At 41.2% G+C, this 26872-nt stretch carries 22 protein-coding genes; 15 read left to right on the forward strand and 7 right to left on the reverse strand.

Annotated features, from left to right (window positions below; all coding sequences use genetic code 11):
* Nucleotides 1-82: 82 nt before the first annotated feature.
* From H5181_RS18120 to H5181_RS18130, 3 genes are all read left to right on the forward strand, one after another.
* Nucleotides 83-1714, forward strand: coding sequence for an iron ABC transporter permease (locus tag H5181_RS18120; protein WP_011636124.1), 1632 nt, complete (start codon nucleotides 83-85; stop codon nucleotides 1712-1714).
* A gap of 2 nt (nucleotides 1715-1716) precedes the next feature.
* Complete coding sequence (locus H5181_RS18125; protein WP_102036209.1) at nucleotides 1717-2748, forward strand: ABC transporter ATP-binding protein; 1032 nt, start codon at nucleotides 1717-1719, stop codon at nucleotides 2746-2748.
* Nucleotides 2749-3067: 319 nt separating this feature from the next.
* Nucleotides 3068-4006, forward strand: a complete 939-nt coding sequence (locus H5181_RS18130) for a Dyp-type peroxidase (RefSeq protein WP_011636126.1) — start codon at nucleotides 3068-3070, stop codon at nucleotides 4004-4006.
* A 62-nt stretch (nucleotides 4007-4068) separates the two neighbouring features.
* On the opposite strand, the gene argR is transcribed toward H5181_RS18130, so the two are convergent.
* Nucleotides 4069-4539 carry a transcriptional regulator ArgR gene (argR, locus tag H5181_RS18135; RefSeq protein WP_011636127.1) on the reverse strand — a complete coding sequence of 157 codons (471 nt, stop codon included), beginning with the start codon at nucleotides 4537-4539 and terminating at the stop codon, nucleotides 4069-4071.
* Between the two features lie 166 nt (nucleotides 4540-4705).
* Nucleotides 4706-5131 carry an META domain-containing protein gene (locus tag H5181_RS18140; protein ID WP_102036210.1) on the reverse strand — a complete coding sequence of 142 codons (426 nt, stop codon included), beginning with the start codon at nucleotides 5129-5131 and terminating at the stop codon, nucleotides 4706-4708.
* Between the two features lie 122 nt (nucleotides 5132-5253).
* Between H5181_RS18140 and H5181_RS18145 the strand changes: the two genes are divergently transcribed.
* The 3 genes from H5181_RS18145 to H5181_RS18155 are packed head-to-tail and all read left to right on the forward strand — an operon-like array spanning nucleotide 5254 to nucleotide 6427.
* Nucleotides 5254-5472: a hypothetical protein gene (locus H5181_RS18145; RefSeq protein WP_011636129.1), complete on the forward strand. Its 219-nt coding sequence runs from the start codon at nucleotides 5254-5256 to the stop codon at nucleotides 5470-5472.
* Between the two features lie 3 nt (nucleotides 5473-5475).
* A complete protein-coding gene (locus tag H5181_RS18150; protein ID WP_011636130.1) occupies nucleotides 5476-6024 on the forward strand; it encodes a GNAT family N-acetyltransferase in 549 nt (182 codons plus the stop codon).
* Nucleotides 6025-6070: 46 nt separating this feature from the next.
* Nucleotides 6071-6427, forward strand: a complete 357-nt coding sequence (locus tag H5181_RS18155; RefSeq protein WP_102036211.1) for a hypothetical protein — start codon at nucleotides 6071-6073, stop codon at nucleotides 6425-6427.
* Between the two features lie 150 nt (nucleotides 6428-6577).
* On the opposite strand, the gene H5181_RS18160 is transcribed toward H5181_RS18155, so the two are convergent.
* Both H5181_RS18160 and metK read right to left on the reverse strand, forming a co-directional pair.
* Entirely contained in the window at nucleotides 6578-7168 is a 591-nt protein-coding gene (locus H5181_RS18160) for a GNAT family N-acetyltransferase (RefSeq protein WP_102036212.1), read from the reverse strand.
* A 147-nt stretch (nucleotides 7169-7315) separates the two neighbouring features.
* Nucleotides 7316-8467 carry a methionine adenosyltransferase gene (gene metK, locus H5181_RS18165; protein ID WP_011636133.1) on the reverse strand — a complete coding sequence of 384 codons (1152 nt, stop codon included), beginning with the start codon at nucleotides 8465-8467 and terminating at the stop codon, nucleotides 7316-7318.
* Between the two features lie 539 nt (nucleotides 8468-9006).
* Between metK and tkt the strand changes: the two genes are divergently transcribed.
* From tkt to H5181_RS18210, 9 genes are all read left to right on the forward strand, one after another.
* Nucleotides 9007-11001, forward strand: coding sequence for a transketolase (tkt, locus tag H5181_RS18170; RefSeq protein WP_102037803.1), 1995 nt, complete (start codon nucleotides 9007-9009; stop codon nucleotides 10999-11001).
* Nucleotides 11002-11190: 189 nt separating this feature from the next.
* Nucleotides 11191-12210, forward strand: a complete 1020-nt coding sequence (gene epd, locus H5181_RS18175) for an erythrose-4-phosphate dehydrogenase (RefSeq protein WP_011636135.1) — start codon at nucleotides 11191-11193, stop codon at nucleotides 12208-12210.
* A 79-nt stretch (nucleotides 12211-12289) separates the two neighbouring features.
* Nucleotides 12290-13465: a phosphoglycerate kinase gene (locus tag H5181_RS18180; protein ID WP_011636136.1), complete on the forward strand. Its 1176-nt coding sequence runs from the start codon at nucleotides 12290-12292 to the stop codon at nucleotides 13463-13465.
* Nucleotides 13466-13621: 156 nt separating this feature from the next.
* Nucleotides 13622-14686 carry a class II fructose-bisphosphate aldolase gene (gene fba, locus H5181_RS18185; protein ID WP_011636137.1) on the forward strand — a complete coding sequence of 355 codons (1065 nt, stop codon included), beginning with the start codon at nucleotides 13622-13624 and terminating at the stop codon, nucleotides 14684-14686.
* A 192-nt stretch (nucleotides 14687-14878) separates the two neighbouring features.
* Nucleotides 14879-16219 carry an MATE family efflux transporter gene (locus H5181_RS18190; protein WP_011636138.1) on the forward strand — a complete coding sequence of 447 codons (1341 nt, stop codon included), beginning with the start codon at nucleotides 14879-14881 and terminating at the stop codon, nucleotides 16217-16219.
* Between the two features lie 115 nt (nucleotides 16220-16334).
* Nucleotides 16335-17075: a DUF481 domain-containing protein gene (locus H5181_RS18195; protein WP_011636139.1), complete on the forward strand. Its 741-nt coding sequence runs from the start codon at nucleotides 16335-16337 to the stop codon at nucleotides 17073-17075.
* Nucleotides 17076-17694: 619 nt separating this feature from the next.
* Entirely contained in the window at nucleotides 17695-18342 is a 648-nt protein-coding gene (locus H5181_RS18200; protein ID WP_123777948.1) for a hypothetical protein, read from the forward strand.
* Complete coding sequence (locus H5181_RS18205) at nucleotides 18335-18910, forward strand: hypothetical protein (protein WP_182751686.1); 576 nt, start codon at nucleotides 18335-18337, stop codon at nucleotides 18908-18910. Before H5181_RS18200 ends, H5181_RS18205 begins: the two co-directional genes overlap by 8 nt.
* An 89-nt stretch (nucleotides 18911-18999) precedes the next feature.
* Nucleotides 19000-20442: a hypothetical protein gene (locus H5181_RS18210; protein WP_011636142.1), complete on the forward strand. Its 1443-nt coding sequence runs from the start codon at nucleotides 19000-19002 to the stop codon at nucleotides 20440-20442.
* A 160-nt stretch (nucleotides 20443-20602) separates the two neighbouring features.
* On the opposite strand, the gene H5181_RS18215 is transcribed toward H5181_RS18210, so the two are convergent.
* The 3 genes from H5181_RS18215 to H5181_RS18225 form a co-directional block, all read right to left on the reverse strand.
* Entirely contained in the window at nucleotides 20603-22852 is a 2250-nt protein-coding gene (locus H5181_RS18215; RefSeq protein WP_011636143.1) for a PAS domain-containing protein, read from the reverse strand.
* A 90-nt stretch (nucleotides 22853-22942) separates the two neighbouring features.
* Nucleotides 22943-23575, reverse strand: coding sequence for a TatD family nuclease-associated radical SAM protein (locus H5181_RS18220; protein ID WP_182751688.1), 633 nt, complete (start codon nucleotides 23573-23575; stop codon nucleotides 22943-22945).
* Between the two features lie 144 nt (nucleotides 23576-23719).
* Nucleotides 23720-26872 (reverse strand): efflux RND transporter permease subunit, encoded by a 3153-nt coding sequence (locus H5181_RS18225; RefSeq protein ID WP_182751690.1) that lies wholly within the window; start codon nucleotides 26870-26872, stop codon nucleotides 23720-23722.

Genomic DNA, 26872 nt, shown 5'->3' on the forward strand with positions numbered 1-26872 from the left:
ACAGATTTACAGATTTACAGATTTACAGATTTACAGATTTACAGATTTATCGATAGTGCGTTGAGTTAACTCGGTATTATTTATGATTTTAGGTTTAACCAGAAGCTGGTCGCTTGCTGGTTATATTATTACGGCAATATTAATCTTGCCACTGATTGCCTTAATTGTGCAGTCCACTCTTCCTGATCAAGCTGTATTTAGCCATTTATTCAATACAGTATTACCGACATACATCGCCAATAGTTTATTGCTCATGTTGTTGGTTGGACTTGGAACACTGGTTTTAGCGATTCCAGCTGCTTGGTTAATTGCCCGTTGTGATTTTCCCTTTCGCCGTTATTTTCAATGGTTACTCCTTCTTCCATTAGCGATGCCAGCCTACATTGTGGCGTATGTTTATACCGATATGCTTGATTATGCAGGTCCAGTGCAACGTGTATTAAGGGCTTGGTTTGGCTGGCAATCTCCCCACGATTATTATTTCCCCGCGATACGTAGTCTTGGCGGGGCAGCGATAATATTGTCGTTAGTATTATTTCCTTATATTTATTTATTAGCGCGTACTGCGTTTATGGAGCAGTCTTCCAGTTTATTATACGCATCGCGTGTAATGGGATGCAGTCCGTGGCGCAGTTTTTGGCGTCTTGCACTGCCAATGGCAAGACCTGCTTTGGCTGTCGGCGTGGCACTTGTTGCAATGGAAACCGCAGCAGACTTTGCCACCGTGAGTTATTTTGCCGTACCAACATTAACGACAGCAGTTTACGACACGTGGCTTGGCTATGGCAGTTTAACGGCGGCAGCAAAGCTGTCAGCCATTATGCTGTTGGTGGTATTTTCTATGATTGGCGTTGAGCGGTTTGCTCGTCGTAAACAGCAATTATTTCAAAAACAATCCTCCCTCAACGAAGCTGACAGATATGTGTTGTCATCGAAAATGGCTTGGGTCGCACTAGGATATTGCGCATTATTGTTGTTTATTGCCTTTTTGCTGCCCTTTATGGTGTTGTGTGCCTATGCTATTGATTATTTCAATGAGAGTTGGGATGTTCGTTTTTGGCAATACAGTCTAAACAGTTTATATATTGCCGCTATTGTTAGTGGTGTGTGCGTGGTTTTATCATTGATACTGATGTTTGTGCGCCGTGTGAGTCCGCGAAAAAGTGATCAGATTCCCGCAAGATTGAGCAGCACTGGTTATGCTTTACCGGGTACAGTGTTGGCGATTGGTGTTTTGGTACCGCTGACGTTTATCGACTTTGCAATTAACGATATTTACGATTGGTTTGGCGCCCGAGGCCCAGGTTTATTACTGACTGGCAGTGTTTTCGCATTGATTTTTGCTTTTTGTGTTCGTTTTATTGCAATATCCATCGGCAGTTTAGAAAACAGTTATAAGCGTATTTCCCCTTCTTTAGACATGGCTTGCATTACCCTTGGGCGAACGCCTACTCAGTTACTATGGCGAGTACATTTACCTTTATTGCGCAAAGGGATATTTGCTGGTGCTTTGTTAGTGTTTATTGAAAGTATGAAAGAATTACCCGCAGCGTTATTATTGCGTCCTATAGGATTTGAAAACTTAGCGACTTATGTTTTCCAATTTGTGTCAGATGAAAAACTAGAACATGGCGCATTGGCTGCTATTGTTATTGTGTTAGTTGGGCTTGTTCCCTTGATTTATCTTAATCGCTCATTGGAGCAACAAGGCTAATTATGTCAACCTTAACCATTGAAAATGTGTGTAGTGATTATGACGGTCAAGTGGTGTTGCGCCATTTAGATCTTACCCTGGCGCAAGGCGAAATTGTCGCATTATTAGGCCCCAGCGGTTGCGGCAAGACCACACTACTGCGTGCGATTGCGGGTTTACAAGCCATTAGCCAAGGTAGCATCAGCATCAATGGGCAAACGTTGAGTGGTGATGGTGTGTTTGTTGCGAGTGAGCAGCGTGGTGTTGGAATGATATTTCAAGATTATGCCTTATTTCCGCACTTAACCGTGGCAGACAATATTTTATTTGGGGTTAATGAACTCAATCGTACTGTGCGGTTAGCTCGATTAGAAGAAATGCTCGAGCTGGTTAAATTAACCGGGTTGGCGTCTCGTTACCCACATGAATTATCTGGTGGTCAACAGCAACGAGTGTCGATTGCGCGTGCATTGGCATATCAGCCAGAATTATTATTGTTAGACGAACCGTTTTCTAATATCGATGCGCAAGTCCGTAACGATATGATGTTAGAAATTCGCGCCATATTAAAACAACGTAATGTTAGTGCCGTGTTTGTGACTCACAGTAAAGATGAAGCATTTGTGTTTGCAGATAAACTGGCTTTATTTAAAGATGGCGCCATTATTCAACATGGTAAAGCCGAAACCTTATACAGTGCACCAACTGATCGCTACGTTGCCGATTTTTTAGGGGCGGGTAATTACTTACCTGTTACGGTTACCTCCAGCCATCAAGTGCACTATTCCTTGGGCGATCTTAGCAGCACAGAAGCATTGTCTTTGCCTATTGGCAGCCAAGGGCAATTATTATTGAGACCACAGCAAATTGAATTACATCCTAGCATCAATGGCCGAGGGTGCATTGTAGAAAGGCATTTTCTTGGTACGTTATGCCATTATCAAGTCCAAATTGGCGCTGATATTTTGAATGTTAGTAGCCAATTAACAACATTAATGGCAGGTCAACGAGTGGATATAAATATTACAGCGCATCCACTGGTGATTTTTAATTAACTATCAATGCTGTCATCTTAATCTTAGTTCGGGGCAAAATAAGCTAAATAGCTGGTTAGGTTTTATTTTTTGATCTCTAACTTTAGTGAGCTAGTCAATAATTGCAATGAATGGTCAAGCTGTTATCTGCACGAATATGAGTACAATAGATATTACAAGCTGGCTAAATGTGAGTACACTTCAAGTAATTTACATTTGATTAAGTTAAGCTAATGATCAGCTTAACTGATGAGAGATGTTAATCGTTCTCTAGTCGTATCAAAGCGTTAAATTATCACCGTTTAGGCCGAAATATAGTATTAAGGTGGATGAAGTTAATATGGGTAACCAAGTTATGCCTCGTGAACAGTTAGGGATTTGCGCAGAAGGGAATTTACACAGTGTGTACTTGATGTTTAATGCCAACGACGGTGTTGAAGATCAGTTACGCCCATCTATTGCTAATGTAGCCCAATATATTTATGAACTCACGGATCAATATGCCGACAGTGCTTTTAATGGCTTTGTGGGGATTGGCGCTAATTTTTGGGATACCTTTTATCCAGAAGCTCGCCCAGCATTATTAAAACCTTTTCCTGCCATGAGTGAAGGTAACCGTGATGCACCAGCAATGGAATATGATTTGTTTATTCATATCCGTTGTGATCGCTATGATATTTTGCACCTCGTCGCCAATGAAATTAACCAAATGTTTGAAGATTTGGTCGAGTTAGTCGATGAAGAACGCGGCTTTCGCTTTATGGACAGCCGTGACTTAACTGGTTTTGTTGATGGTACAGAAAACCCTAAAGGACGCCATCGTCAACAAGTTGCGCTTGTCGGTGATGAAGATGAAGAATTTGTCTCAGGTAGTTATGTTCATGTTCAAAAATACATGCATAACTTAAGTAAGTGGCATCGTTTACCGCTTAAAAAACAAGAAGATATTTTTGGTCGTACCAAAGTTGATGATATTGAGTATGAATCAGAAGATAAACCATTAACCAGCCACACAAAACGAGTTAACTTAAAAGATCCACACGGTAACTCATTAGAAATTTTACGTCAAAGCATGCCATATGGTTCGATTAGAGAACAAGGTTTGATGTTTATTTCAGTATGCCGTACACCTGATCACTTCGAACAAATGCTGCGCAGTATGGTGCACGGTGATGGTCATGGGAATCATGATCATTTGATGTTGTTTACTAAAGCGCTGACAGGGTCGTCTTTCTTTGTGCCATCATTGGATTTTTTAACTCAATTTGACGATGCGTAAAAGCCCGTTTTAGGCAATAAAAAAGCAATGCCATGGCATTGCTTTTTTATTTTAATGAGTTTTTATTCACTATAGTTGAATAAAGATCTAACGGTTTCTAATGTCTCATCAATCGTTTTAATACTTGCTGGACAGATAAAAATTGTGTCATCACCAGCAATAGTACCTAATATCCCTTCTGGTTTGCCTATTGAATCGAGCAAACGGGCGATTAATTGCGCTGCACCTGGGCTAGTTCTGACCACGATCATGGCTTGGTTATGATCAACATCCAGTACTAAATTTTTAACTGGGCTACCTGCAGTAGGTACACCTAGCTCGGCAGGGAGGCAATACACCATCTCTTGCTTAGCATTGCGAGTGCGAACAGCACCAAATTTGCTGAGCATGCGTGATACTTTAGATTGATTAATATTACCGAATCCTTCGGCTTGAAGCGCATTAACAATCTCGCTTTGGCTTCCAAAACGTTCTTCTTTGAGAATCGCTTTAAAAGTTCGTACGAGCTCATCCTGATTTCTTGTCGCTGGCATAGTGATAATTCATCTTATAGTTGTTATTCAAAAATCTAGCACATTTTGAATAGATTGACTTATTAAGTCAAGAAAGAATCAGATTTATTGAATAAAAATTCATTTTGTAGTGGAACTTTAAACTGACACTAATAACTCATCCGGCGACTCATCTGAACCATAAGCTTTAGGATACGGGTAACGATTGTTTTGTCAGCACTAATAGCGTATCACCATTTAAAGACAATAGATTGAGTTTTCCTTTAGAGAAATCAACTTGTTGTACCAATGAAATCGCTTGCATCAGTTCGGCTTCTTGGGTGATTAAACTATCAATGCAGGCTTTCATGGTTGAACCTGATGGCGCAAGTTGAAGCAGATGACCTTGTTGGATGTAACGACCAAAAAATTGATTACAACTATTATTACCTGTTAATTCACCGTTTGGAGCAAACACTAAAGTTGCTGGGCTATTATTAATGGTAGGTGTGTCGAGGACGACTTCTACATGCCAAGTACCAATTAATTGTTCATTTGAGACAATTTGAGTATGGCTTTGACAAGCACTAAGGCCTAAAAATATAACAGTGGCGCCGAGAATATGCTTTATCATGTTGAGAGAGTTCCATATACGAAAAAATTGCCGTTATTCTACTACTTGAGTGTGAATAAGAGCGTAAATAATTCTAATGTTTTGGATTAATGAACATTATTTAACGTATCAAAGAGTCGCAAATGATCAAATTAGTTAAAGTGTTGCATTTCGTCGGTTTAATTATGTTGCTGGTGGGCATCGGCTTATATTGGCAAAGTGATATAGGTCAACAAGTCAGTGGAATGTTGGTCATTGCGTTACTCATTGGCGTGGGAACATTAATTATGTCTCCGCTGCCTGTTGCGCTAGTGATAGAATGGGCTAAGAAACAATCTCCCAATTCAGGGTCAAAGGAATAATCATTGTCATTTATTATCCGTAAGGCGTTATTAACCGATGTTGCTGCTATTGTGCAGCTAGAGCGTGCTCATGTTGATGATGAGTTGTTAGGTTCAAACAGCCAACTTCATGCTCATTCATTTACCAAATCAGAGGTGAGCCAGTTGATAAATCAACATTGGTTTATCGTAGCTGAAGAGCAAGGGGTGATCATTGGGTATGTGATGGCAGCGAAATGGTCATTTTTTTCCGCGCAACCATTGTACCGACATATTATTCAAAAACTTAAGTTTGCCGATTTACAAGGGCAAGCTTTATCGACGACTAACACTTGTCAATATGGACCCGTTTGGATACAAGAATCAAAACGTGGCCAGGGAGTGTTTTCTGCATTGGTTACAGAATTAAAGAAACAAGTAGCGGATACCTTTCCATTTATGGTGACGTATGTTGCCGCTGATAATGCGCGTTCGTTGGCAGCCCATCAACAAAAAGCCGCAATGACAGAGATTGATCAATTCAGTTTCGAGCAACGTGATTATTGTTTGTTGGCTACGACTAATATTACGTAAGTGCCATTTATGGGAGTTGTTAAAGTGATTATTTATGAGGAACGTGATGAGTACTAACTTTGACACACTCTTTTCGCCTTACTTGGATTTAAGGCTGTCTGCATTTGACAATATGAAGCTGATAGCCGCGGTGTTGGCAGACGCAACAGAGTTGTATGAGTGTGTTGAAGCGGATGTACAAAATCCAGATAATCCGCAATTGCAGCAATCGGGGTATTTTGTCCGCTGGCAAGACATGTGGCTATTTTGTGGCGTAACCAATAATTATCAAGCAGGGATTACACTATTTACCGATGTCGAGCGGATTAACTTAGCGTCTATCAGTGTCAAAGTAGTGCCAGTAATGACAATGCAACAAGTGTCGTTTATGTGTATAGAAAGTTCGCATTTCGATCATTGTTAACGGGTTAAATAACCTCGTACTCAACACTACCAGTGCTGCGTTTCTTGCTGCTTAATAGACTTTAAGTGTCTCCAAAATCATTTGATTTTGTCTGAACTTTGCTTATATATTTCATTGGATTAGGCTATTGAACTGGATTATTGAGCTAGATTATTTATCGGGTTCATTAAGCTGCATCAACACGAGTGGCCGTTGTTCGCTGTGATAGCGGCGATACAACTGAATGATGTCTGCTGGTATTGCTGATAAATCATGTTGATCTATAACGATAAAGTGCTGCTGTTGATATAAGTCGATTAACCACGGATGAGCAAACAAGAAGCAATTTTTAGTGATTAATTGAGGCGCTATAAATTTCAATAACTGAGTTGAAAGCTGTTGTCCACGGTAGTCAGGATGAACCAACAATCCATTGATTAATTGATATTGGCCAATAGGTTTAACTCTTATCGCCGCGATTATTTTTTGCTGACTTATATCAACTTCATCAGTTCCATCAATAGTGGATGAGCTAAGATGATGAATAACAGCCACAGACTCTTTCTGAGCTAACCGAGCATAAGGCATATGCTGACGATAGAATAACTTGATTGCAGACCACTGTTTAATGGCTGGCAAGTTAATGGCTGGAATGTTAGTCACAGGGCTGTTTATCGCACTGGCGTTAGTTGCCGTTGACGGCTGGTGGTTTGCTGTTATCTTTGTGTTTAGCCAAGTGGGTTGATACATAACCAGAGCCATTGTTGTGACCAAATGTTGAGATCAAATATTGAGATTGAATTATTGTGTCGCCAATTAGATAAAATAAAACCGCCAGTTGGCGGTTTTATTTTTTATCGTTTTAGCTTAATACAGATACTAGCTTAAGACGATAATTATGCTGGCTGATTATAAACCTGCATCCGCACGAAGTGCTTCAGCTTTATCAGTCGCTTCCCAAGGGAAGATATCACGGCCAAAGTGACCATAAGCAGCAGTTTGCTGATAGATTGGACGCGCCAAATCTAACATTGCCGTTAAGCCGTATGGACGTAATTCGAAGTGTTGACGTACTAATTTAATCAATACTTCTTCCGATACTTTACCGGTACCGAATGTTTCAATACTAATAGACGTTGGCTCTGCAACACCAATAGCATAAGACACTTGTAGTTCACAACGGTCAGCAAGACCAGCAGCAACGATATTTTTAGCAACATAACGTGCAGCATAAGCCGCGCTACGGTCTACTTTTGATGGGTCTTTACCAGAGAAAGCACCACCACCGTGACGAGCCATACCGCCGTAAGTATCTACAATAATCTTACGACCTGTTAAGCCACAGTCACCAACTGGGCCACCAATCACAAAGCGACCAGTAGGGTTGATAAAGTATTTAGTGTCTTTGTTTAACCATTGTGCTGGTAATACCGGCTTGATGATGGTTTCCATTACCGCTTCAATCAGATCAGCTTGTGTCACATCTTCACGATGTTGAGTTGATAATACAATCGCATCGATACCGATGATTTTGCCATCATCATAAGCAAACGTGACTTGGCTTTTAGCATCTGGGCGTAACCAAGGTAGTGTGCCGTCTTTACGGACTTCAGACTGACGCTTAACTAATTTGTGCGCGTAAGTAATCGGTGCAGGCATTAATACGTCGGTTTCATTGCTGGCATAACCAAACATTAGCCCTTGATCACCAGCACCTTGCTCTGCAGGATCTGAACGATCAACACCTTGATTGATGTCTGGTGACTGTTTGCCTATGGCATTAAGTACCGCACATGAATCAGCATCAAAACCCATATCTGAATTGGTATAACCGATTTCGCGTACCGTTTTACGGGTAATTTCTTCTATGTCGACCCAAGCAGAAGTGGTGACTTCACCGCCCACTAATACCATACCGGTTTTGACATACGTTTCGCACGCAACACGAGCTTTTGGATCTTGCTCAAGTATTGCGTCTAATACCGCATCAGAAATCTGATCGGCGATTTTATCTGGATGACCTTCTGAGACAGACTCAGAGGTAAACAAGTGCTTTGCCATAATAGGAAAATCTCGTTGGTTGCATTTGAATATACGTCTAGACGTCTATTTTAGTCGAAATCTAATCTGATAACACCCCTTTATACGAATTTAACTGGAGAATTGTGCAGTGGTGCATGAATATTTTTTATTCACAAGGAGTGTGTTTAGCGGTGAGGCTAATTAACATTATGATTAAAATCGGTTTTTATAGTTTTTACTGATCGAATTTAACTACTTTAGTACTATTAATTGAACAATGTTAGCCATGGTTAGGAAGCTTTATGTGACCTTAAAACCTTTGTTTTAATGATGTTAAGCTAGTTTCGTGCTCGACTGTCAATAAATAATTACTCACAGCATCAATGCACTTTTTGGTGATGTGATCATCTTATATGGTGAATAAATGTAGCGGTGTTGATGCCTTATATAAGCAAAATGGCGTTTATTACAGACATAAAATGTAATGAGAGAAATTTTAATTTGCGTCACATCGCCTTGTAGGGGAAAATATGGCTTCACAATTGCCCGTTAGACCTTACAAACAAGCAGGAGAGAGCATGTCATCTCGTAAAGTACTCGCTAACGCTATTCGCGCCCTAAGTATGGATGCGGTTCAAAAAGCCAATTCTGGTCATCCAGGTGCCCCAATGGGGATGGCTGATATCGCCGAAGTGCTATGGAATGATTTTCTAAAGCACAATCCAACTAATCCTAACTGGGTCGATCGCGATCGTTTTGTTCTGTCAAACGGTCATGGCTCTATGCTTATCTACTCTTTACTGCATTTATCTGGTTATGAATTGCCTATCGAAGAGCTAAAGCAATTCCGTCAGTTGCATTCTAAAACACCTGGTCATCCTGAATATGGTTATACCCCTGGTGTTGAAACCACAACGGGTCCTTTAGGTGCTGGTATCAGTAACGCAGTTGGTATGGCGATTGCTGAAAAAACCTTAGCGGCTCAGTTTAACCGTCCTGGACACGACATTGTGGATCACTTCACATACTGTTTCTTAGGCGATGGTTGTTTAATGGAAGGGATTTCTCACGAAGTCAGTTCATTAGCTGGAACATTAGGCCTTGGTAAGTTAGTGGCATTTTGGGATGACAACGGTATTTCTATCGATGGTCATGTTGAAGGTTGGTTCACTGACGATACTCCTAAGCGTTTTGAAGCCTATGGCTGGCATGTTGTTGCTGATGTAGATGGTCATAATCCAGATGCTATCCGTGCAGCAATTGAAGAAGCTAAATCTGTAACAGATAAGCCATCAATGATTTGCTGTAAAACCATTATTGGTTTTGGTTCGCCTAACAAATCGGGTAGCCATGATTGTCATGGTGCACCATTAGGTGATGCTGAAATTGCAGCAGCTCGTGAGTTCTTAAACTGGCCACACGCTCCTTTTGAAATCCCATCTGATGTGTATGCTGGTTGGGATGCAAAACATAAAGGTGTTGCTAACGAGTCATTATGGAATGACAAGTTTGCGGCTTACCAAGCAGCGTTCCCAGAACTTGCTGCAGAATATGAACGTCGCGTATTAAAAGGTGATTTACCAGCTGATTTTGAAGCTAAAGCACAAGCCTTTATTCAAGAAAGCCAAGATAAAGCCGAAGGTATTGCGAGCCGTAAAGCGTCTCAAAATGCCATTGGTTTCTTTGGTGCTATGTTGCCTGAATTACTTGGTGGTAGCGCAGACTTAGCCGGCTCTAACTTAACGCTTTGGTCTGGTTCAAAAGGTATTCAAGACGATCCTGCCGGTAACTACATCTATTACGGTGTTCGTGAATTCGGTATGAGCGGTATTATGAACGGCGCGTCGTTACATGGTGGTTTTATTAACTATGGCGCAACCTTCATGATGTTCATGGAGTACGCACGTAACGCGGTACGTATGTCAGCATTAATGGGCATTCAAAACATTTTCGTTTATACCCATGACTCTATTGGTCAAGGCGAAGATGGCCCTACTCATCAGCCGGTTGAGCAATTAGCTAACTTACGTTTAACGCCTAATATGGCAGTATGGCGTCCATGTGATGCAGCGGAAACTGCTGTATCTTGGAAAGCGGCCATTGAACGTCGTGATGCACCTACATCATTAATCTTTAGTCGTCAGGGTCTTAAAGCCCAAGCGCGTACCGCTGAGCAATTAGCTAACGTAGCTAAAGGTGGTTATGTACTGTCTGATTGCCAAGGCACTGCTGATGTGATTTTGATTGCAACAGGTTCAGAAGTGCAATTAGCTATGGATTCTGCAGTAGAGCTAACCAAACTAGGTCAAAAAGTACGGGTAGTGTCTATGCCTTCTACTACCGAGTTTGATAAGCAAGATGCAGCATATAAAGAATCTGTACTACCAAAAGGAGTCACTAAACGTGTTGCTGTTGAAGCGGCACACGCTGACTTCTGGTACAAATATATTGGTTTTGATGGTGCTGTAGTGGGTATGACCACCTTTGGTGAGTCTGCTCCTGGTGGTGATTTACTTAAACATTTCGGCTTCACTGTTGATAATGTAGTAAAAACTGTCCAATCTTTAGGATAATCAACTGAGATTAAACACTTATCTATTAGGTGTTTAATCTGTATAATAACGGCCTGCAATACTATTGTAGGCCGTTTTTTTATGTCTTTAATTCACGTAAAATAATATATGCTAAGTCACTTATTAATCAGTGTTTTTATCATAATTGATTAAATAACAAGTGCTTCGGTTAATTACTCTGGACCCTAAATGATTCGAGTTGCAATTAATGGTTATGGCCGGATTGGCCGCTCAATACTTCGTGCATTGTACGAATCTGGAAAACGTCAACAAATCCAAATTGTGGCGATCAATGAGTTGGCAAAGCCAGAAGCCATTTGTCATTTAACCCAATACGACACGACTCATGGTCGTTTCAAGCATACCGTTAAGCTAAATGGTGATCAGTTGCTTATCGGCGATGACAGCATTTTGTTACTCAATCAACCTGATGCTAATTTATTGCCTTGGGCAGAGCTTGATATCGATATTGTTTATGAGGCCACCGGCAGCTTAATTGATCGTCAAGCTTGCGAAGCACACATTCATGCAGGTGCTAAGCAAGTGCTGATTAGCCATCCTTCTTCTGCAGATGTTGATGAGACCATTGTATATGGTGTGAATCATGATTTGTTGCGCGCAGAACATACCGTTATTTCTAATGCATCTTGTACTACTAATTGTATTGTCCCAGTTATCGACGTATTGGATAAGCATTTTGAGGTTAAGAGTGGCGCCATTACCACTATTCACTCGGCGATGAACGATCAACAAGTGATCGATGCTTATCATGATGATTTACGCCGAACTCGCGCAGCGGGCCAATCTATTATTCCGGTAGACACAAAATTAGCGCGAGGCATTGAGCGTATTTTGCCGCACATGAAAGATAAGTTTGAGGCGATTTCTGTTCGAGTGCCAACCATAAATGTGACCGCGATCGACCTGTCAGTCACGTTAGAGAAAAAAGTCAATATTGAGCAAATTAACAGTGTGCTGCAACGTGCGTCAAACGGCAGTTTTAATGGTATTTTAGGTTATACTGACGAGCCTCTGGTATCGTGTGATTTTAACCACGATCCACGTTCGAGTATTGTAGACGGAACCCAAACGCGTGTCAGTGCCGGCCACTTGGTCAAATTATTATTATGGTGCGACAACGAATGGGGTTTTGCCAACCGTATGCTTGATACTAGCTTAGCGATGATTCAAGCAAAGTTAGATCGGTAATATCAATAGATTATGTCGCAATGGGTTAAGCCCGTTGCGCAGCAAGACTTTGTATTAACTTAAAAAGGAACTGCTAATTATGGCAATTATTAACATGACAGATTTAGATCTACAAAATAAGCGCGTGCTTATTCGTGAAGATTTAAACGTACCTGTCAGCGACGGTGTTGTAACAAGTGATGCTCGTTTACGTGCATCATTACCAACAATTCAACTCGCATTGAAAAAAGGCGCCGCCGTAATGGTGATGTCTCATTTAGGCCGTCCAACAGAAGGCGAGTTTAACGCTGAATATTCAATGCAGCCGGTAGTCGATTATTTAGCTAAAGCGTTAGATTGCCCAGTGCGCTTAGTGAGTGATTATCTTGATGGCGTTGATGTGAATGTTGGCGAAGTCGTCGTATTTGAAAACGTTCGCTTTAATGTTGGCGAAGGTAAAAACGATGAAGCACTGTCTAAAAAGATGGCTGCATTATGTGATGTTTATGTAATGGATGCATTTGGTACGGCTCATCGTGCTCAGGCATCTACTCATGGTGTGGGTGTTTATGCTCCGATTGCCTGTGCTGGCCCATTATTATCACAAGAATTAGATGCATTAGGCAAAGCGCTTGATAACCCTGCTCGTCCAATGGTAGCGATAGTTGGTGGTTCTAAAGTGTCGACAAAATTAACCGTGCTTGAAAGCTTATCAACTAAGGTTGACCAACTTGTTGTGGGTGGCGGTATTGCCAATACCTTTATCGCAGCTGCGGGCTATAAAGTTGGTAAATCATTGTATGAAGCTGATTTAGTTGAAGAAGCAAAGCGTCTTGTGGCAAATGCTAGAAGCCGTGGTGGTGATATTCCAGTACCAACAGATGTTGTTGTAGCAAGCGAATTTAGCCCAACAGCAGCCGCAACATTAAAGTCAGTTGCGGACGTGACCGACAGCGATATGATTTTTGATATCGGCCCAGACAGTGCAGAAGCCCTGGCTAAAATTATTGAACAAGCTGGAACCATCGTCTGGAATGGCCCAGTAGGCGTGTTTGAGTTTGATCAATTCGGCGAAGGCACTAAGCGTATTGCCCAAGCCATTGCTAATTCTAAAGCGTTTTCTATTGCTGGTGGTGGTGACACTCTAGCTGCAGTTGATAAGTACAATATTGCTGACAAAGTGTCTTATATTTCAACTGGCGGTGGTGCTTTCCTTGAGTTTTTAGAAGGTAAAGAATTACCTGCTGTAGCAATGCTTGAAAAGCGTGGCGCTTAGATCACACATCAAGTATTTGTACCGTAAAACCTAATAATAATTATTATAAAAAAAATGCTCTGTCATAACCTACAGGATGTAGGTTGTGCCAGAGTGTAAAATCCGTCCAAACGATAGCGACCTAGGTGAGTAATCACCCTATTAATGGAGAACAAAATGGCTCTTATCTCTCTACGACAACTGCTTGATCATGCTGCTGAGCATGGTTATGGCGTCCCTGCATTTAACGTGAACAACCTTGAACAAATGCGTGCAATTATGCAAGCGGCTGAAGCGACTGACAGCCCTGTAATTGTGCAAGCATCTGCTGGTGCACGTAAATATGCTCGCCCACAATTTTTAAAATATCTAATGGCTGCTGCACTTGAGCAGTATCCGGATATTCCGGTATGTATTCATCAAGATCACGGTACTGATCCTGACATTTGTCAGCGTTCAATTCAGTTAGGTATGTCATCAGTAATGATGGATGGCTCGTTAATGGCCGATGGTAAAACACCAGCGTCATACGAGTACAACGTTGATGTGACTCGTCGTACTGTGGCTTTTGCTCATGCATGTGGTGTGTCTGTTGAAGGTGAAATTGGTTGTTTAGGCAGTTTAGAAACTGGCCAAGCAGGCGAAGAAGATGGTGTGGGTGCAGAAGGCATTTTGAGCATGGACCAAATGCTAACAACTCCAGAAGAAGCAGCGCGTTTTGTTGCCGATACTCATGTTGATGCATTGGCCATTGCGATTGGTACTAGCCATGGTGCTTATAAGTTTAGTCGTAAGCCTACTGGTGATGTATTACGTATAGACCGTATTAAAGAAATTCATGCGCGTATCCCTAACACGCATTTAGTCATGCACGGTTCATCTTCTGTACCGCAAGAGTGGCTGAAAATCATCAACCAGTATGGTGGTGAAATTCCAGAAACTTACGGCGTACCATTAGAAGAAATCGTTGAAGGTATTAAGCACGGCGTGCGTAAAGTGAACATTGATACCGATTTACGTTTAGCGTCAACAGGTGCAGTGCGTAAATTCTTAGCTGAACATCCTGCAGAGTTTGACCCTCGTAAATTCTTGAAAGCATCAATGGAAGCGATGGCTGACATTTGTACGACTCGTTATGAAGCATTTGGTTGTGCGGGTATGGGCTCTAAAATTAAGCCTAAGTCACTGCAAGCAATGTATAAAGCTTATCAATCTGGTGAACTTGACCCTAAAATCATGTAAACCTGTTTTACGCTAGAATAACAAATCAGCTCATTTTTCGAATGAGCTGATTTTTTTTCAATAAATAACGAAAAGCGTTGTTTTTTTAAACGCTATCGAGCATCATCCTCGCCTCAAAAAATTGACCCTAAACATCATCGCTTACTGATATAACCTTATTCTGTTAGCCATCTTAATAGTTGAATTACTCATATGCTTGTTAAGCCAAATACTCCCTTATCCTTATTTTCATTGACCTGGCCATTGTTCGTCGACTTTGCTTTGCACTTTTTAACAGCAGCAATTAATACCTTTATGATAAGTCATGTGTCGTATCAGGGAGTGGCGGCGTTGTCTGTAGGTAACATGGTGTTTGAGCTAGCGATTACGTTATTTAGTTTCGTTAGTATTGGCGCTAGTGTTGTCATTACCCAGTATTTAGGCGCCAATAATAAAACTGCAGCCAGTGCCGTGGTGTATTCATCTATCGGATTCAATTTCTTAGTTGGCTTGGTCGCAGCGGTAGGTATTTTAACCGGCTCAACCATGATGTTGAATTTAATGAACTTACCAGCCGAGCTTATGGCCGATGGTAAATTGTACTTACAAATTGTCGGTTTATGTTTAATTCCTGAAGCAATGGCCATGTGCTTAGCGGCGGGAATGCGTGCTCATGGTTTTACCCAGCAAGCCATGTGGGTAACATTATCGATGAATGTGATCACCTTTATCGGCAACTTATTATTACTCTATGGTTGGTTTGGTTTGCCACAAATGGGTGTAGCAGGTGTCGCTATTAGTACTGTTGTCGGGCGACTAGTGGGTGTGAGCATTATGATGGTGTTGTTTGTACGCTATACCAAAATACCATTACATATTCCGAGTATTTTGCGTCCAGATAAAGCCATGCTGAAAAAAGTGTTTCACATTGGCTTGCCTGCAGCGGGTGAAAACGTCTCATGGATGCTGCAATTTATGGTAGTCACGTCATTTGTTGGCTTAATGGGTGATAAGGCCTTAGCGGCGCAGTCATTATATTTTCAGATTTGTATGTTTATCTTATTGTTTGGCCTGTCGATAGGCATTGGTAACGAAATTATCATTGGCCATATGGTGGGGGCTAAGCAATTAAAAGCCGCAGAGCACCAAATGTATCGCGCATTAAAGTTGGGTTTGATTGTGACCAGTATTGTGGCTTTATTCGTTGCAATATGGGGACCTAATCTTGTCGGTCTGTTTACGGATGAACAGGACATTATTGTCCTTGTGGGGCAATTATTTGTGCTCACGTTAGTTATGGAACCCGGTAGAACCTTTAACTTAGTGGTGATTAATGCACTAAGAGCTAGTGGAGATGCCAAGTTCCCATTTTTTATGGGCTTATTCTCAATGTGGTGTATTGCGGTGCCTGGAGCTTATTATCTCGGGATCCACTTAGAGTTTGGTTTGCTGGGCATTTGGGCCGCTTTAGCGCTTGATGAATGGGTTAGAGGGTTGGCGATGTTGTGGCGTTGGCGCAGTGGCCGTTGGCAATCTAAGAGCCTTGTAGCTTAGCGCTTAAGGGGATGACTATTTTTCAATTCTGCGATCAAAGTGTTAGTATGCGTGGGAATTTTAAGCGCATGCCCCCCATTAGATTTTGTAAATAGTAAATAAAGGACGAAATGACATGAAAAAACTGCTACTTACTGCAGCAATTACACTAACCATGCCATTTGCAGCACATGCTGGAAGTGAGTTTGTTGAAGGTGATGCCACTCTTGCTGGTGAAGCAGAATTAGGTGCGACTTTAACCACAGGTAATACCGATACTTCTTCGTTTAAAGCGCGCCTAGCGTTGAAACAAGAATTAGGTGACTGGGAAAACGAGTATGTGTTTGAAGGATTATACAAAGAAGACACAGAAGAAGTGACGGCAAAGCGTTATTTCCTTGGTGTGCAAGGCGACTATCAAATTAATGATGTGAGCTATTTGTTTGCTAACACTAACTATGAAGTTGATCCATTCACGGGTTACGATTTCACTTCAACGACTTCAGCTGGTTATGGTCACCGTTTTATTGACACCGACAGAATGTCTTTAAAAGCAGAGGCGGGTCCTGGTTATATTTATCAGCAACTTGATGAAGAATCAGCACTGGCAGAAGGTTATGATAGCGACGACAGCGTTGTTGCTCACGCGGTGATTGATTTCCAAACCAAGATCAGTGATTCATCTAAGTTCCAGCAGAAATTTGTTGCCGATTGGGGTAGTAAATTAGATGCGCGTTCTGAAACGTCATTAACTGCAAATATCGTTGGTGCTCTAGCGATGAAATTTGCCGTTATTGTTCGTTATAACAGTGAACCGCTTGATGACAAAGAAAGTACTGACACTGAAACAAACATGACATTACTTTACGCATTTTAAGTTAATAGCCTTAAGTTAACTTGAGTGTAAGTAACAGAAAGCTGGCTTTGCCAGCTTTTTTTATGGACCGTTAGCCGTAATATTATCTTATTGGTATACCAGAAACACTTGCTGATGAGCCACTGTTAATCCGTAGCCTTATTCAATCGCGGCATTAACTCGCTTGAAAATATACCTCCAACCGTTATTCATCACTGATTGAGTTGATTCTATCTTAAAATGCTCGCTATTGATGACTCTATTTATACTATTGCCTGCTTGATTAACTGCACTCCTTATTAGGCCTGTATTTACCTTGCTTTAACCTTTCTCATTCCAAATACGGTCGAATCAACAATGATATAAATTAGCGATTTCTACATTCATTATCATGCAATTATACCTTGCGCAAATAATCACCATATTCGCGAACTAGTTCACGAATATGCAATATTATCCACAGGATAGCCGACTTAACAACCATGCAACTCTCACTTTGAGAGTATACTTTTTGTATCGGTCGATACACTGAGACAGTGCGATGCAAATAGGATGTTGTTGGTTCGACAATACACGACGTTTGTTGGTCGATCAGACCACGGCAACTCAGTGGCATTTAAATGATCACGAGTATTGGGTTTTGAGCCAGTTAGTCCAACATCGTGGTCAAGTTGTTCCCTTATCTATGCTTGAAACTGTGGCTATTTCAGGCGACTGTCCTCACCAATTATCCCATGCTGAACTACTCGATATTATCAGCAAAATTATCAATTACATGTGTCAGCGCCATACCAATCTTATTGAATATGTACCAGAACAGGGGGTGATTTTATATACCACAGCCACCGCTAAGCGTACCAAAATATTGGAACTACCTGAGCGGCTATTATCTTTAGGTCAGTATCTGTTTATTATTGTAATTCTATTAGGTGTGTTGTTATTTGTTTACTCTAAGCTAAACCCTCCGGAGTTTGCCCAGGCCGATGTATTGCGTCAAGTGTTGACCCCTGATGGGCATATTGTTCAGCTATTTGTATTTGGCAATAATAATCAGCAAGATGCCATATTACATGCGGACTGCTTATCATCGCAATTACGTCTTTGTCATAATATTCGCTGGGATTCAATTCACGTTGCTCTGTCTGCCAATCAAGATTATATGAGTTTCACATTGACCGACGCGAGTGAAACGACACCATTAGTTAATAGCGTTAAAGTCAGTATCGATGATATGAGTACGCCATTTATCACCCAGCAATGGCTACAAAAGGTACACATTTGTGGCTAGATTAATACACATTAAAATGCACCGATTACTGCGGTCAAAACGCGGTAAGCTTTTTTTTGTATTAAGTTTTCTGCTTATCATATTTATTGCTATTAGTGTTCTGAATCGTATTGCAAATACCCATAATGTTTGGTATTTCAATTGCCATGCTGATGGCTATTTTAGTCAACAAGGAGAATCGTTATTAACGGTTGATAAAAGCAATTTATGGTTAATGTTAGACATTGATCATCATCAAGCTCAATTGACTTATAAACTTGATTCCTCAACAGATGTTACTGAAATTGCTAATCTATTAGGTAAGGTCAAGCGTGTTGATATGGGCTCATTTACTTATCATCTAGAATTAACACTACAACCTATCAGTTGGCAAGAAAACAGTCGACTACATCCATATTTACGTAACGAATATGGCATAACTACCCCTGACTTTAAGGATGGTTTTAGTGTATCTCAGAAGATTCAAGTGATTGACCTAGATCAGACATTGACCAAAGCAACGTTAAAATTCCTTCCAAGTAATAACACCTGGTCCTGTCAGTTACTATCCGCAAATACTTCAGACTAATTTTGATTGAATAAATTAACTTTTAGCTTAATATTCCCTTTGCGGTATAGTAGATCAGTGTCAATTTTAAAAGGTGTGTGAAATATATAGTGGCAAAAGTTAAAGTAAAACAAGAAGAAGCGTTATCAATTAAGTTCAGTCATCAAATGGGCCCTGGTGATCAGCGGGTATTTGATCTGTATTTTTATTTGCCAACAGAAATGGGCATTGGTTCGCATACCTTAGATGAAGAGGATTATTATCACAGTAGTATTCTTGGACGTCGCTCTTATTATTCTAAAGGGCTGCATTTACCATTAGTTCAGTCTCGTTTCGTCAGTTTAAATAAACGAACCTTAGAAGAGTTTCGTTTATACCTTAATTTATTCGCTTATCAATTTGCTGTTGCCATTGAAACTGACGTAAAAGAGCTACACCAAAAACTTGATCTCAATGAGTTTTATCCTGCTTTAGATGAACTTTGTGATGTGGTTACGCAACTATTGAAAAAGTTTCGTCGCAATGAACCGAATGATCCTAAGTGGAAATCTTATTTTGAGCATGCAGATAACTACTTGTCTTGGTTTTGTGAACAGCAGTTATTAAAGACATTAGCACGTAGTCCTAGAAGTGCTGACTATAGTGATGTTAAAGAAAAAGTACTTAACTTATGTCGTAACGAAAATCACTACCGCGAGCAAGTATGTAAATACAACTCTATGCAAACCCAGCAAGACGCCAACCGTATTTCTAATAAGATGTTGCTATTGCGTCGACTCATTCAACAAGGCGTAGTATTAAAAGAAGAATTAAAACCGCTTGGGGTAGGGCTAAAGAAGTTTGTTACTGGCGTCGCCACTGGGCTGGTAATGCTAGTGGTATCGGCGTTGATTATAAAAGCGCAAGGTTTCTTTAATGGATTAACCTTGACCTTGCTACTGACGTTAGCAGTCATTTATGGTTTCAGGGAAATCTTTAAAGAGGATTTTCGTAATGCGATGTGGCGCCTTATCCAACGCGGTCGTCCAAGGTGGAGCCGTATTTTACGTGATACCACCACTCAAACAGTGGTGGCCAAGCAGTTAGTTTGGCTTGAATTTATGCGCAGCCAAGATATTCCTAAAGCGGTTTCAGATATTATGAGGCAACGCCACAGCCAGAATAAAGTGGACTCGGAAGTACTGCATTATCGTATTGCAACTAAGGTAACCAATAAGCCCTTTGAGGCAGATTATTCACAGATACAAGAACAAGTGAATTTCAGTTTAGTGCCTTTTGCACGCCATTTAGAGCGCGGAAAAGCTAAAATATACTCAGAAAGTGAAGGCAATATTAGCAATGAATCTGTTGAGCGTCGTTATCAAGTCAATTTGGTTGCGGTGTTACGTGACGGAAAGCAACAACCTGAATATGCTCGCTTTAAAGTGACCATGAATCGTTCAAGCATTGTTGAAATTACCGAAAGTAAACTGCCTGATAATGTTCAGCCTTTCAGGCTCGAATCTGATGAGATCCTTCCTGAAGTGGTTAGTCATCCGAAACCACACGCTTAAGGTTCGATTGAACGCAATACTCGTATTTAAGTGCTCATCGAGTCGCTAATGGATGGGAGTTATCCTGTCATTAAACAACGGTTCCAATTGAATATCACCTGACGTTACACAATACTGCGTCAGGTGATTTTATCGATCAATTTCACCGGCGGTTGTTAGTTTAATGATTACTTTGATTGTTCGTGGGGCGCGTAAAGGCTTGGCAAATGTTCTGGTCAACAGATTGTTTAGCTCTTTTTAATGCTATTTCAGCGTTAGCTAGGTATGTATCTAAACTTTGTGGCTGCAAGTAGCTGGCGATACCAATGTTAATCCCTTCACCTAAATTCTTTTCTTCAAGACTTTGAAGCATATTAATCGCATATTGATGTGCAGAGTTTGCATTTGTTTCGGTCAGCAAGATGACGAGCTTTCCGAGTTGCCATTGTGCTATTTGATAATTAAGCGGTAACTCAATCAATAATTGCAGTTCAATGTCCTTTTGACGCTTTTCAAGCTGGCTCATATTACCCATATTACTGAAAATTCCTTCTGGGTTAATATCCATTACCAGTAAGCTTGAGTGTTCTTTAGTGAGTTCGCTGAGCTTGAAAAAGTAATTTTCAAGCTCATTTAAACGAAGCACTATGGCGCTTCTATGGCCAATGACGTTACTGTTACTTTGGGTCGACACCGCTGGTGTGGTCTCTTCAAATGTGCAAATAAGGTATTCAATATCACCTTCAAATGTCAATTGGCCTGCTAGCGTCGTTTTTAAACAATGGTCATAACGACTATGGTTAAATGGCATAACTTGCGCAGTCCACTCTCCCTGTAGGCTAATTTGTGCAGTAATATTTTGCCATTGATTTTTCAGCTCATCGCCGAGTAGTTCGGTGATCGAAATATTGGTGTCTCCGTGTAAAGACATCAGGTGATCAAATTGGTTATTACATTTTATTATTAATCCACTGGCATCGGTGAGTGCCATAGCAACCGCTCCGCTACTCATTAATTGATAGAGATAGGCTTGGCGTTGACTTTCAAACAATGCGGTAATGTCTTCAAATGTGACTAACCAGTAATGTTCATTACTGTTAGGGCACTTTTTACTGCGAATATGTGTTTGTAGCATACTACTATTTAGCGTCTCTAAACTGATCTCACCATGCCATTGTTTATGATGGGTTAACGCCTCTTTAATGTGATTAAAGCGTTCATCATCAAGATGCAATACTCGTTGCAAGCTGCGGTCTTTAAGAACGTCAGCTGGTAAAGATAGTGCAGCAGCAGCTTTGGCATTTATGCTCTGGATTCGACCGCTATCGTTAACGATTAAACAGCTCAATTCGCTGTTAAACAAACCGTTACTCAATTGAACGCTATTTTGCTTTGCGCGTCGCTCAAGTACAAATCTATGCCTTAGTATTATCAGTAAACTGGCGAGCAGAGCGATTAAACATCCTGCGATAATGATCACTATTCGCCATTGTGCATATCGAGCAGCAATGTCGTCATGACGAATATAAGACAATAGAAAGTATTCTCTTTTGGTTTCGTATTGACTGGTTAACTCGACTTTTAAATACACGAAAGTGGAATCATGGCTGTGAAATTGGCCAAAGTTATTCATGGCCATCACTCGCCACAATTCTGGGTAAGATTGCTTTAAACTTGCGCCTAGTGCATCGGGCATATTGTCTAGTGGTGCAGGTTGGTTGGCTCCTGCATAGAGGAACCCTTGAGTATCTAGCATGAGCAATGGTGAATTTTGATTAAAAAAAGCCGGTTTTATTGTTTCAAGTAATTTAACGATCGAATTGTAAGTGACCAAATAGCCTTTAATACTTTGGTCTGGATTTTCAATCCATGATAACTGATAAAAATAGGGTTCTAAGATGCCATCAATCGGCGTAAATGCCATTGGTGAAGTGTAAATGTCGTTGCCGCCCATATTTCTGCCCGAGCCTAATAATGCAGCGGGGAGTTGCATGTTATTGAAACTACCGGTAGTGGCAAATTGGAGTTGCCCTTGAGGGTTAAACAATGCCAGCCCAAGCAGTTCTGGAATATTGTCAGTTAATGAATCCCAGTTTTCGATGGTTTTTAATTGCAGCTTTTCTGATGGGTTTTGCAGGTATTGTCTCAGTAACTCACCTTTGGCTATGATTTGGGTTCTAAACTGTAAAAATGACACTTTGTCATAGGCTAAGGACGCGACAGTTTGTAACTCACTATAGCGCTGATCTGCCCAATCTTCTTGTAGGCGACGCTCGCCTAAATTGACCACCATGCTAGTGACAATAAACACCGCAATTAATAAAATAATCAATTGGCTTAACAGCGAAAGAATGTGCTGTTGCGACCAATGAGTCGCCTGTGAAGAAATTAATAACGAGTTTGAAGAACTCACAGCTGTGTGTTTAGACATGGTGCCACTTTTTTAGCATTCTCTTGGTGGCAATACTAGCATGAAGCCGGCAGTCGCGAAAACGTCTAGCTGCGATTAGGCGCTATTTGTTTAACCAATGTTATCAAGTTCCCGCTGTTTAAATACTACGCCATTTCGTTCTGCTATATCACGGCAGCGGTCAATGTCGACATTAGCGAGTCCGTTAATGGCACTCACTTGAACTTGGGAGATATAACTCGGTGCAAGCTTAATAAAATCCAGCAATGCAGTATACGAATTGGCAAGCTTAGGGCGGCAATGTTGTTGATAGCTTTCTGGTGTATCGGCGTTAAGCGAAATAGACAAACTGTCTATACATTGACTGAGCTCTGGCAAAATATTCCTTCTATGAAAGTGGTTACCGAGGCCGTCAGTGTTTAATCGCACTTTGCCGCCTTGCGCTTTTATTGCATGAGCAACTTGCAGTAAGCAGTCAAGGTTTAAAGTCGGTTCACCAAAGCCGCAAAAAACATATTCTTCAACCTCATGTACATTGCCTAGCAAGGGTAAAACGTCCTCAGCGATAATGCGTTTAGTGAGTGATAAGTCATAATCATGCACTTGTTTGGAGCCATTATGTTTGGGGCAAAACTGGCATCTTAAGGTGCACCTAGCAGTAATATTGAGATAACGGTGCTTGCCGATATCGTAAACTAATGTTGGTATAGGTGAGGTTGGCATTGGTAACGTTGTGTCGGTCATGTCAGGCTTTCTTTCATGGAGATTATAGCGGTCATTTTAGCTGAATTTTAATAGTGACTATGTTGCTCAGCTCGCAGATTTTACTGCAAAAAAAACAGAGCTAAGTTAGCTCTGTTTTTTTGTTAACAATCGGGATTAATTCTATTAATGGTGCTCGTCAGAGCTGAACTCACTTTCAGCAGGTTTAGGTTGCCACCACCAAATATAAAATCGTCTTAATAGGCGTTTTATATCATCAAGAATAATGTACAAAATCGGCACTAAAATTAACGTTACTACGGTAGAGAACAAAATACCGAAAGCTAACGATGTTGCCATTGGGATGACAATTTTAGCTTGTAAGCTTTTCTCCATAATAATCGGCACCAAGCCAACAAAGGTGGTTAGCGAGGTTAAGATAATTGCTCTAAAGCGATAACAACCAGAGTCGATAGCCGATTGCATTAGCGACTTACCTTCTTCACGAGCTCGGTTAACAAAGTCGACTAAAATAAGCGAGTCGTTTACCACTACCCCTGCTAGCGCCACAATTCCGCATAAGCTTAATACGCTCATAGATAAACCAAGAATATAGTGACCAAACAAGGCGCCAATTATGCCGAACGGGATCACAGACATGATAATGAGCGGTTGAGTGTACGATTTTAATGGAATAGCCATTAAGGCATAAATAGTAAACATGGCAAAAAAGAAGCCTTGCGCTAACCCTAGCATGGCATTTTGTTCATCCAAGCTGCCGCCATCCAATGCTGAAGCCACTTTAGGGAATCGTGCGGTTAATTCAGGTAAAAAATCTTCCTGAATTTCAGCGATCACTTTTGATGGTTCAACATTGTTTTTATTCACATTAGCCGTAATGGTGATAGCTCGTCGGCCATCGACACGAGTAATAGACGCATATGACTCGCCTAATTCAATATCTGCTACTGTTGAGAATGGTACCGCCGCGCCTGACGGAGTGCGGATAAGCATGTTTTCAAGATCACCCACAGTACGGCGTTGCTCTAATGGGTAACGCACCATAACTTTCACTTCTTCTTTATTACGTAAAATACGTTGGGCTTCATAACCATAAAAGCCGTAACGGACTTGGCGAGCTAAATCAGACAGTGTTAGTCCTTGTGCTTCTGCTTCTGGGCGAATGTTTAAACGAATTTCGTGCGAGCCCGATGAGAAGTTATCGGTAATATCATAAACGCCTTCATAAGTGGCTAATTTAGCTTTAAGCACTTTGGCCGCTTCAGACAATTGGCCTAGGTCGGTTGCCGTTAAGCGGAATGATAAGTCGCCGCCAGCATCGTTGGTACTGGCATTGATGTTAAGCTTTTTAACTGACAATAACTCGGGCAGTTGTTTACGCCATTCTTCTGCAATTGCGACGCCGTCTACTTCGCGGTCTTCGCCTTTGGTCAGTTCGGTAAACACAAACGCACTACTGCGTGAGCTAAGCTCAATGTAGCTGTGTTTCACCATTGGGTAACCATATTGTTCTTCAAGTTTGGCGTTCATCTTGTACAACGCATCTTCGACTTGTTGTAGCACTTTTAAGGTGTTTTGTTCAGAGCTGCCTTCTTCCATTTCAAGTTGTACTTGAATAAAATCGGATGGGATATCAGGAAAGAAAACCCAACGCACTTTGCCACTTTGCACTAACGCAATCGACAAAATCAGTACCCCAATAAACACTGCCACTACGCTGTAACGTTGTTTAATGCAACGCTCTAAAAAGTGACGATAGACGTTATGAATGAAATGCTGTAACCATTCGTTGAGGGAAAATTTAAACCGCGATAAAAAATGAGTCGGTGCTCTGCGTTTTTTGATTTTCATGTGAGCTAAATGCGCGGGTAGAATCAGTTTTGATTCAATCAGCGAAAACGCTAAACACAAAATCACCACCATACCGATGGATTTCCAAATAATGGCCATGGGTCCGGAGACCATAATCATCGGGATAAAGGCTGCAATGGTAGTGAGAACCCCAAAAGTGGCTGGCATTGCTACTTTTTGTACTCCTTTTACCACGTTATCCAACGAGTGTCCGTTTTCCTCTAACTCGGTATAGGCACTTTCGCCGATGACAATGGCATCGTCGACGACGATCCCCAGCACCAGAATAAACGCGAATAAGGTCAGCATGTTAATCGACATGTTAAACGGCTCAAGTGGCATCAGTAGCATGGTGCCCAAAAAGCACACCGGTAAGCCCATCATGACCCAAAAAGCGAGTTTAAGATCTAAGAACAAAGCCAAAATAATAAATACCAGCAGGGCGCCATAAAACATGTTCGACAACATCATGTTTAAACGGCCTTGCAGGTAGTGAGTTAAATCACCCCAGGTATCAAGTTGAATATTACTTGGTAAGCTCTTTTTACGTTCGGCAACATAAGCTTTAACTTGCGAAGAAATATCTAACGCATTTTGATCGTCGATACTGGTAATTTCAATCACGGCAGCAGGTTTGCCGTTAAAGCGGGTGTACTCTAAACGTTCTTCAAAATCATCATTAATGGTGGCCACTTGCGGTAACATAATCCGGCTGCCATCAGCACGGGTTTCTACTACAATTTGAGCAAAGTCATCTGCAGTATAAGCTTGGCCTTTTGTACGTAGTAAGATGTCACCGTCTTGGGCACGAATCGAGCCACCGGGTAAATCAATCGATGAGTTTTGTACTGCTAAAGCGACTTGGGTAAACGTAATACCATATTCACGTAATTTGTCTTCAGACAGTTCAATGCCTATTTCGTAGTCACGAACACCAGTAACTTTTGCTCGAGTGACCGCGGGTAAATCGGTAATGTCGTCGCGAATACTCTTCGCCATTTCTTTCATGTCATGCAAGGTCATGTCGCCATAGACCGACACCCAAATGACATTGTTTTCTGGCTTTATTTGGTAAATATTGGGTTTTTCGATGTTATCTGGAAAGGTCGCAATAGCATCGATACGCAGCTTGGCTTCATCTAAAACTTGCTGTACTTCGTAGCCGTCTTCGACTTCAATCGTCACTGAGCCAACACTATCACTGGCAACAGAAGTGACTTTTTTAATCCCGCTTATGTCTTGAATAGCCTCTTCAATTTTTATATTAATCCCTTCTTCAATTTCTTGTGGCGCAGCACCGGGGTAGGCCACATTGATATTGATGAGGTTTAATTCAAATGTTGGAAATATTTCTTTATTAATCAGTACAGCACTAAACAAACCGCCAATAAGCAAGGCTGCCATCAGTAAGTTGGCGGCGACACTGTTGCGGGCAAACCAGGCGATAATTCCTTTATTAGTATCCAT

The organism is Shewanella sp. SG44-2, assembly GCF_014164215.1.
Lineage (GTDB): Bacteria > Pseudomonadota > Gammaproteobacteria > Enterobacterales > Shewanellaceae > Shewanella > Shewanella frigidimarina.

Bases quoted from the DNA above. Each gene is read 5' to 3' on its own strand.
- H5181_RS18120 (WP_011636124.1), top strand. From the start codon at position 83: ATGATTTTAGGTTTAACCAGAAGCTGGTCGCTTGCTGGTTATATTATT.
- H5181_RS18125 (WP_102036209.1), top strand. From the start codon at position 1,717: ATGTCAACCTTAACCATTGAAAATGTGTGTAGTGATTATGACGGTCAA.
- H5181_RS18130 (WP_011636126.1), top strand. From the start codon at position 3,068: ATGGGTAACCAAGTTATGCCTCGTGAACAGTTAGGGATTTGCGCAGAA.
- argR (WP_011636127.1), bottom strand. From the start codon at position 4,539: ATGCCAGCGACAAGAAATCAGGATGAGCTCGTACGAACTTTTAAAGCG.
- H5181_RS18140 (WP_102036210.1), bottom strand. From the start codon at position 5,131: ATGATAAAGCATATTCTCGGCGCCACTGTTATATTTTTAGGCCTTAGT.
- H5181_RS18145 (WP_011636129.1), top strand. From the start codon at position 5,254: ATGATCAAATTAGTTAAAGTGTTGCATTTCGTCGGTTTAATTATGTTG.
- H5181_RS18155 (WP_102036211.1), top strand. From the start codon at position 6,071: ATGAGTACTAACTTTGACACACTCTTTTCGCCTTACTTGGATTTAAGG.
- H5181_RS18160 (WP_102036212.1), bottom strand. From the start codon at position 7,168: ATGGCTCTGGTTATGTATCAACCCACTTGGCTAAACACAAAGATAACA.
- metK (WP_011636133.1), bottom strand. From the start codon at position 8,467: ATGGCAAAGCACTTGTTTACCTCTGAGTCTGTCTCAGAAGGTCATCCA.
- tkt (WP_102037803.1), top strand. From the start codon at position 9,007: ATGTCATCTCGTAAAGTACTCGCTAACGCTATTCGCGCCCTAAGTATG.
- epd (WP_011636135.1), top strand. From the start codon at position 11,191: ATGATTCGAGTTGCAATTAATGGTTATGGCCGGATTGGCCGCTCAATA.
- H5181_RS18180 (WP_011636136.1), top strand. From the start codon at position 12,290: ATGGCAATTATTAACATGACAGATTTAGATCTACAAAATAAGCGCGTG.
- fba (WP_011636137.1), top strand. From the start codon at position 13,622: ATGGCTCTTATCTCTCTACGACAACTGCTTGATCATGCTGCTGAGCAT.
- H5181_RS18190 (WP_011636138.1), top strand. From the start codon at position 14,879: ATGCTTGTTAAGCCAAATACTCCCTTATCCTTATTTTCATTGACCTGG.
- H5181_RS18195 (WP_011636139.1), top strand. From the start codon at position 16,335: ATGAAAAAACTGCTACTTACTGCAGCAATTACACTAACCATGCCATTT.
- H5181_RS18215 (WP_011636143.1), bottom strand. From the start codon at position 22,852: ATGTCTAAACACACAGCTGTGAGTTCTTCAAACTCGTTATTAATTTCT.
- H5181_RS18220 (WP_182751688.1), bottom strand. From the start codon at position 23,575: ATGACCGACACAACGTTACCAATGCCAACCTCACCTATACCAACATTA.
- H5181_RS18225 (WP_182751690.1), bottom strand. From the start codon at position 26,872: ATGGATACTAATAAAGGAATTATCGCCTGGTTTGCCCGCAACAGTGTC.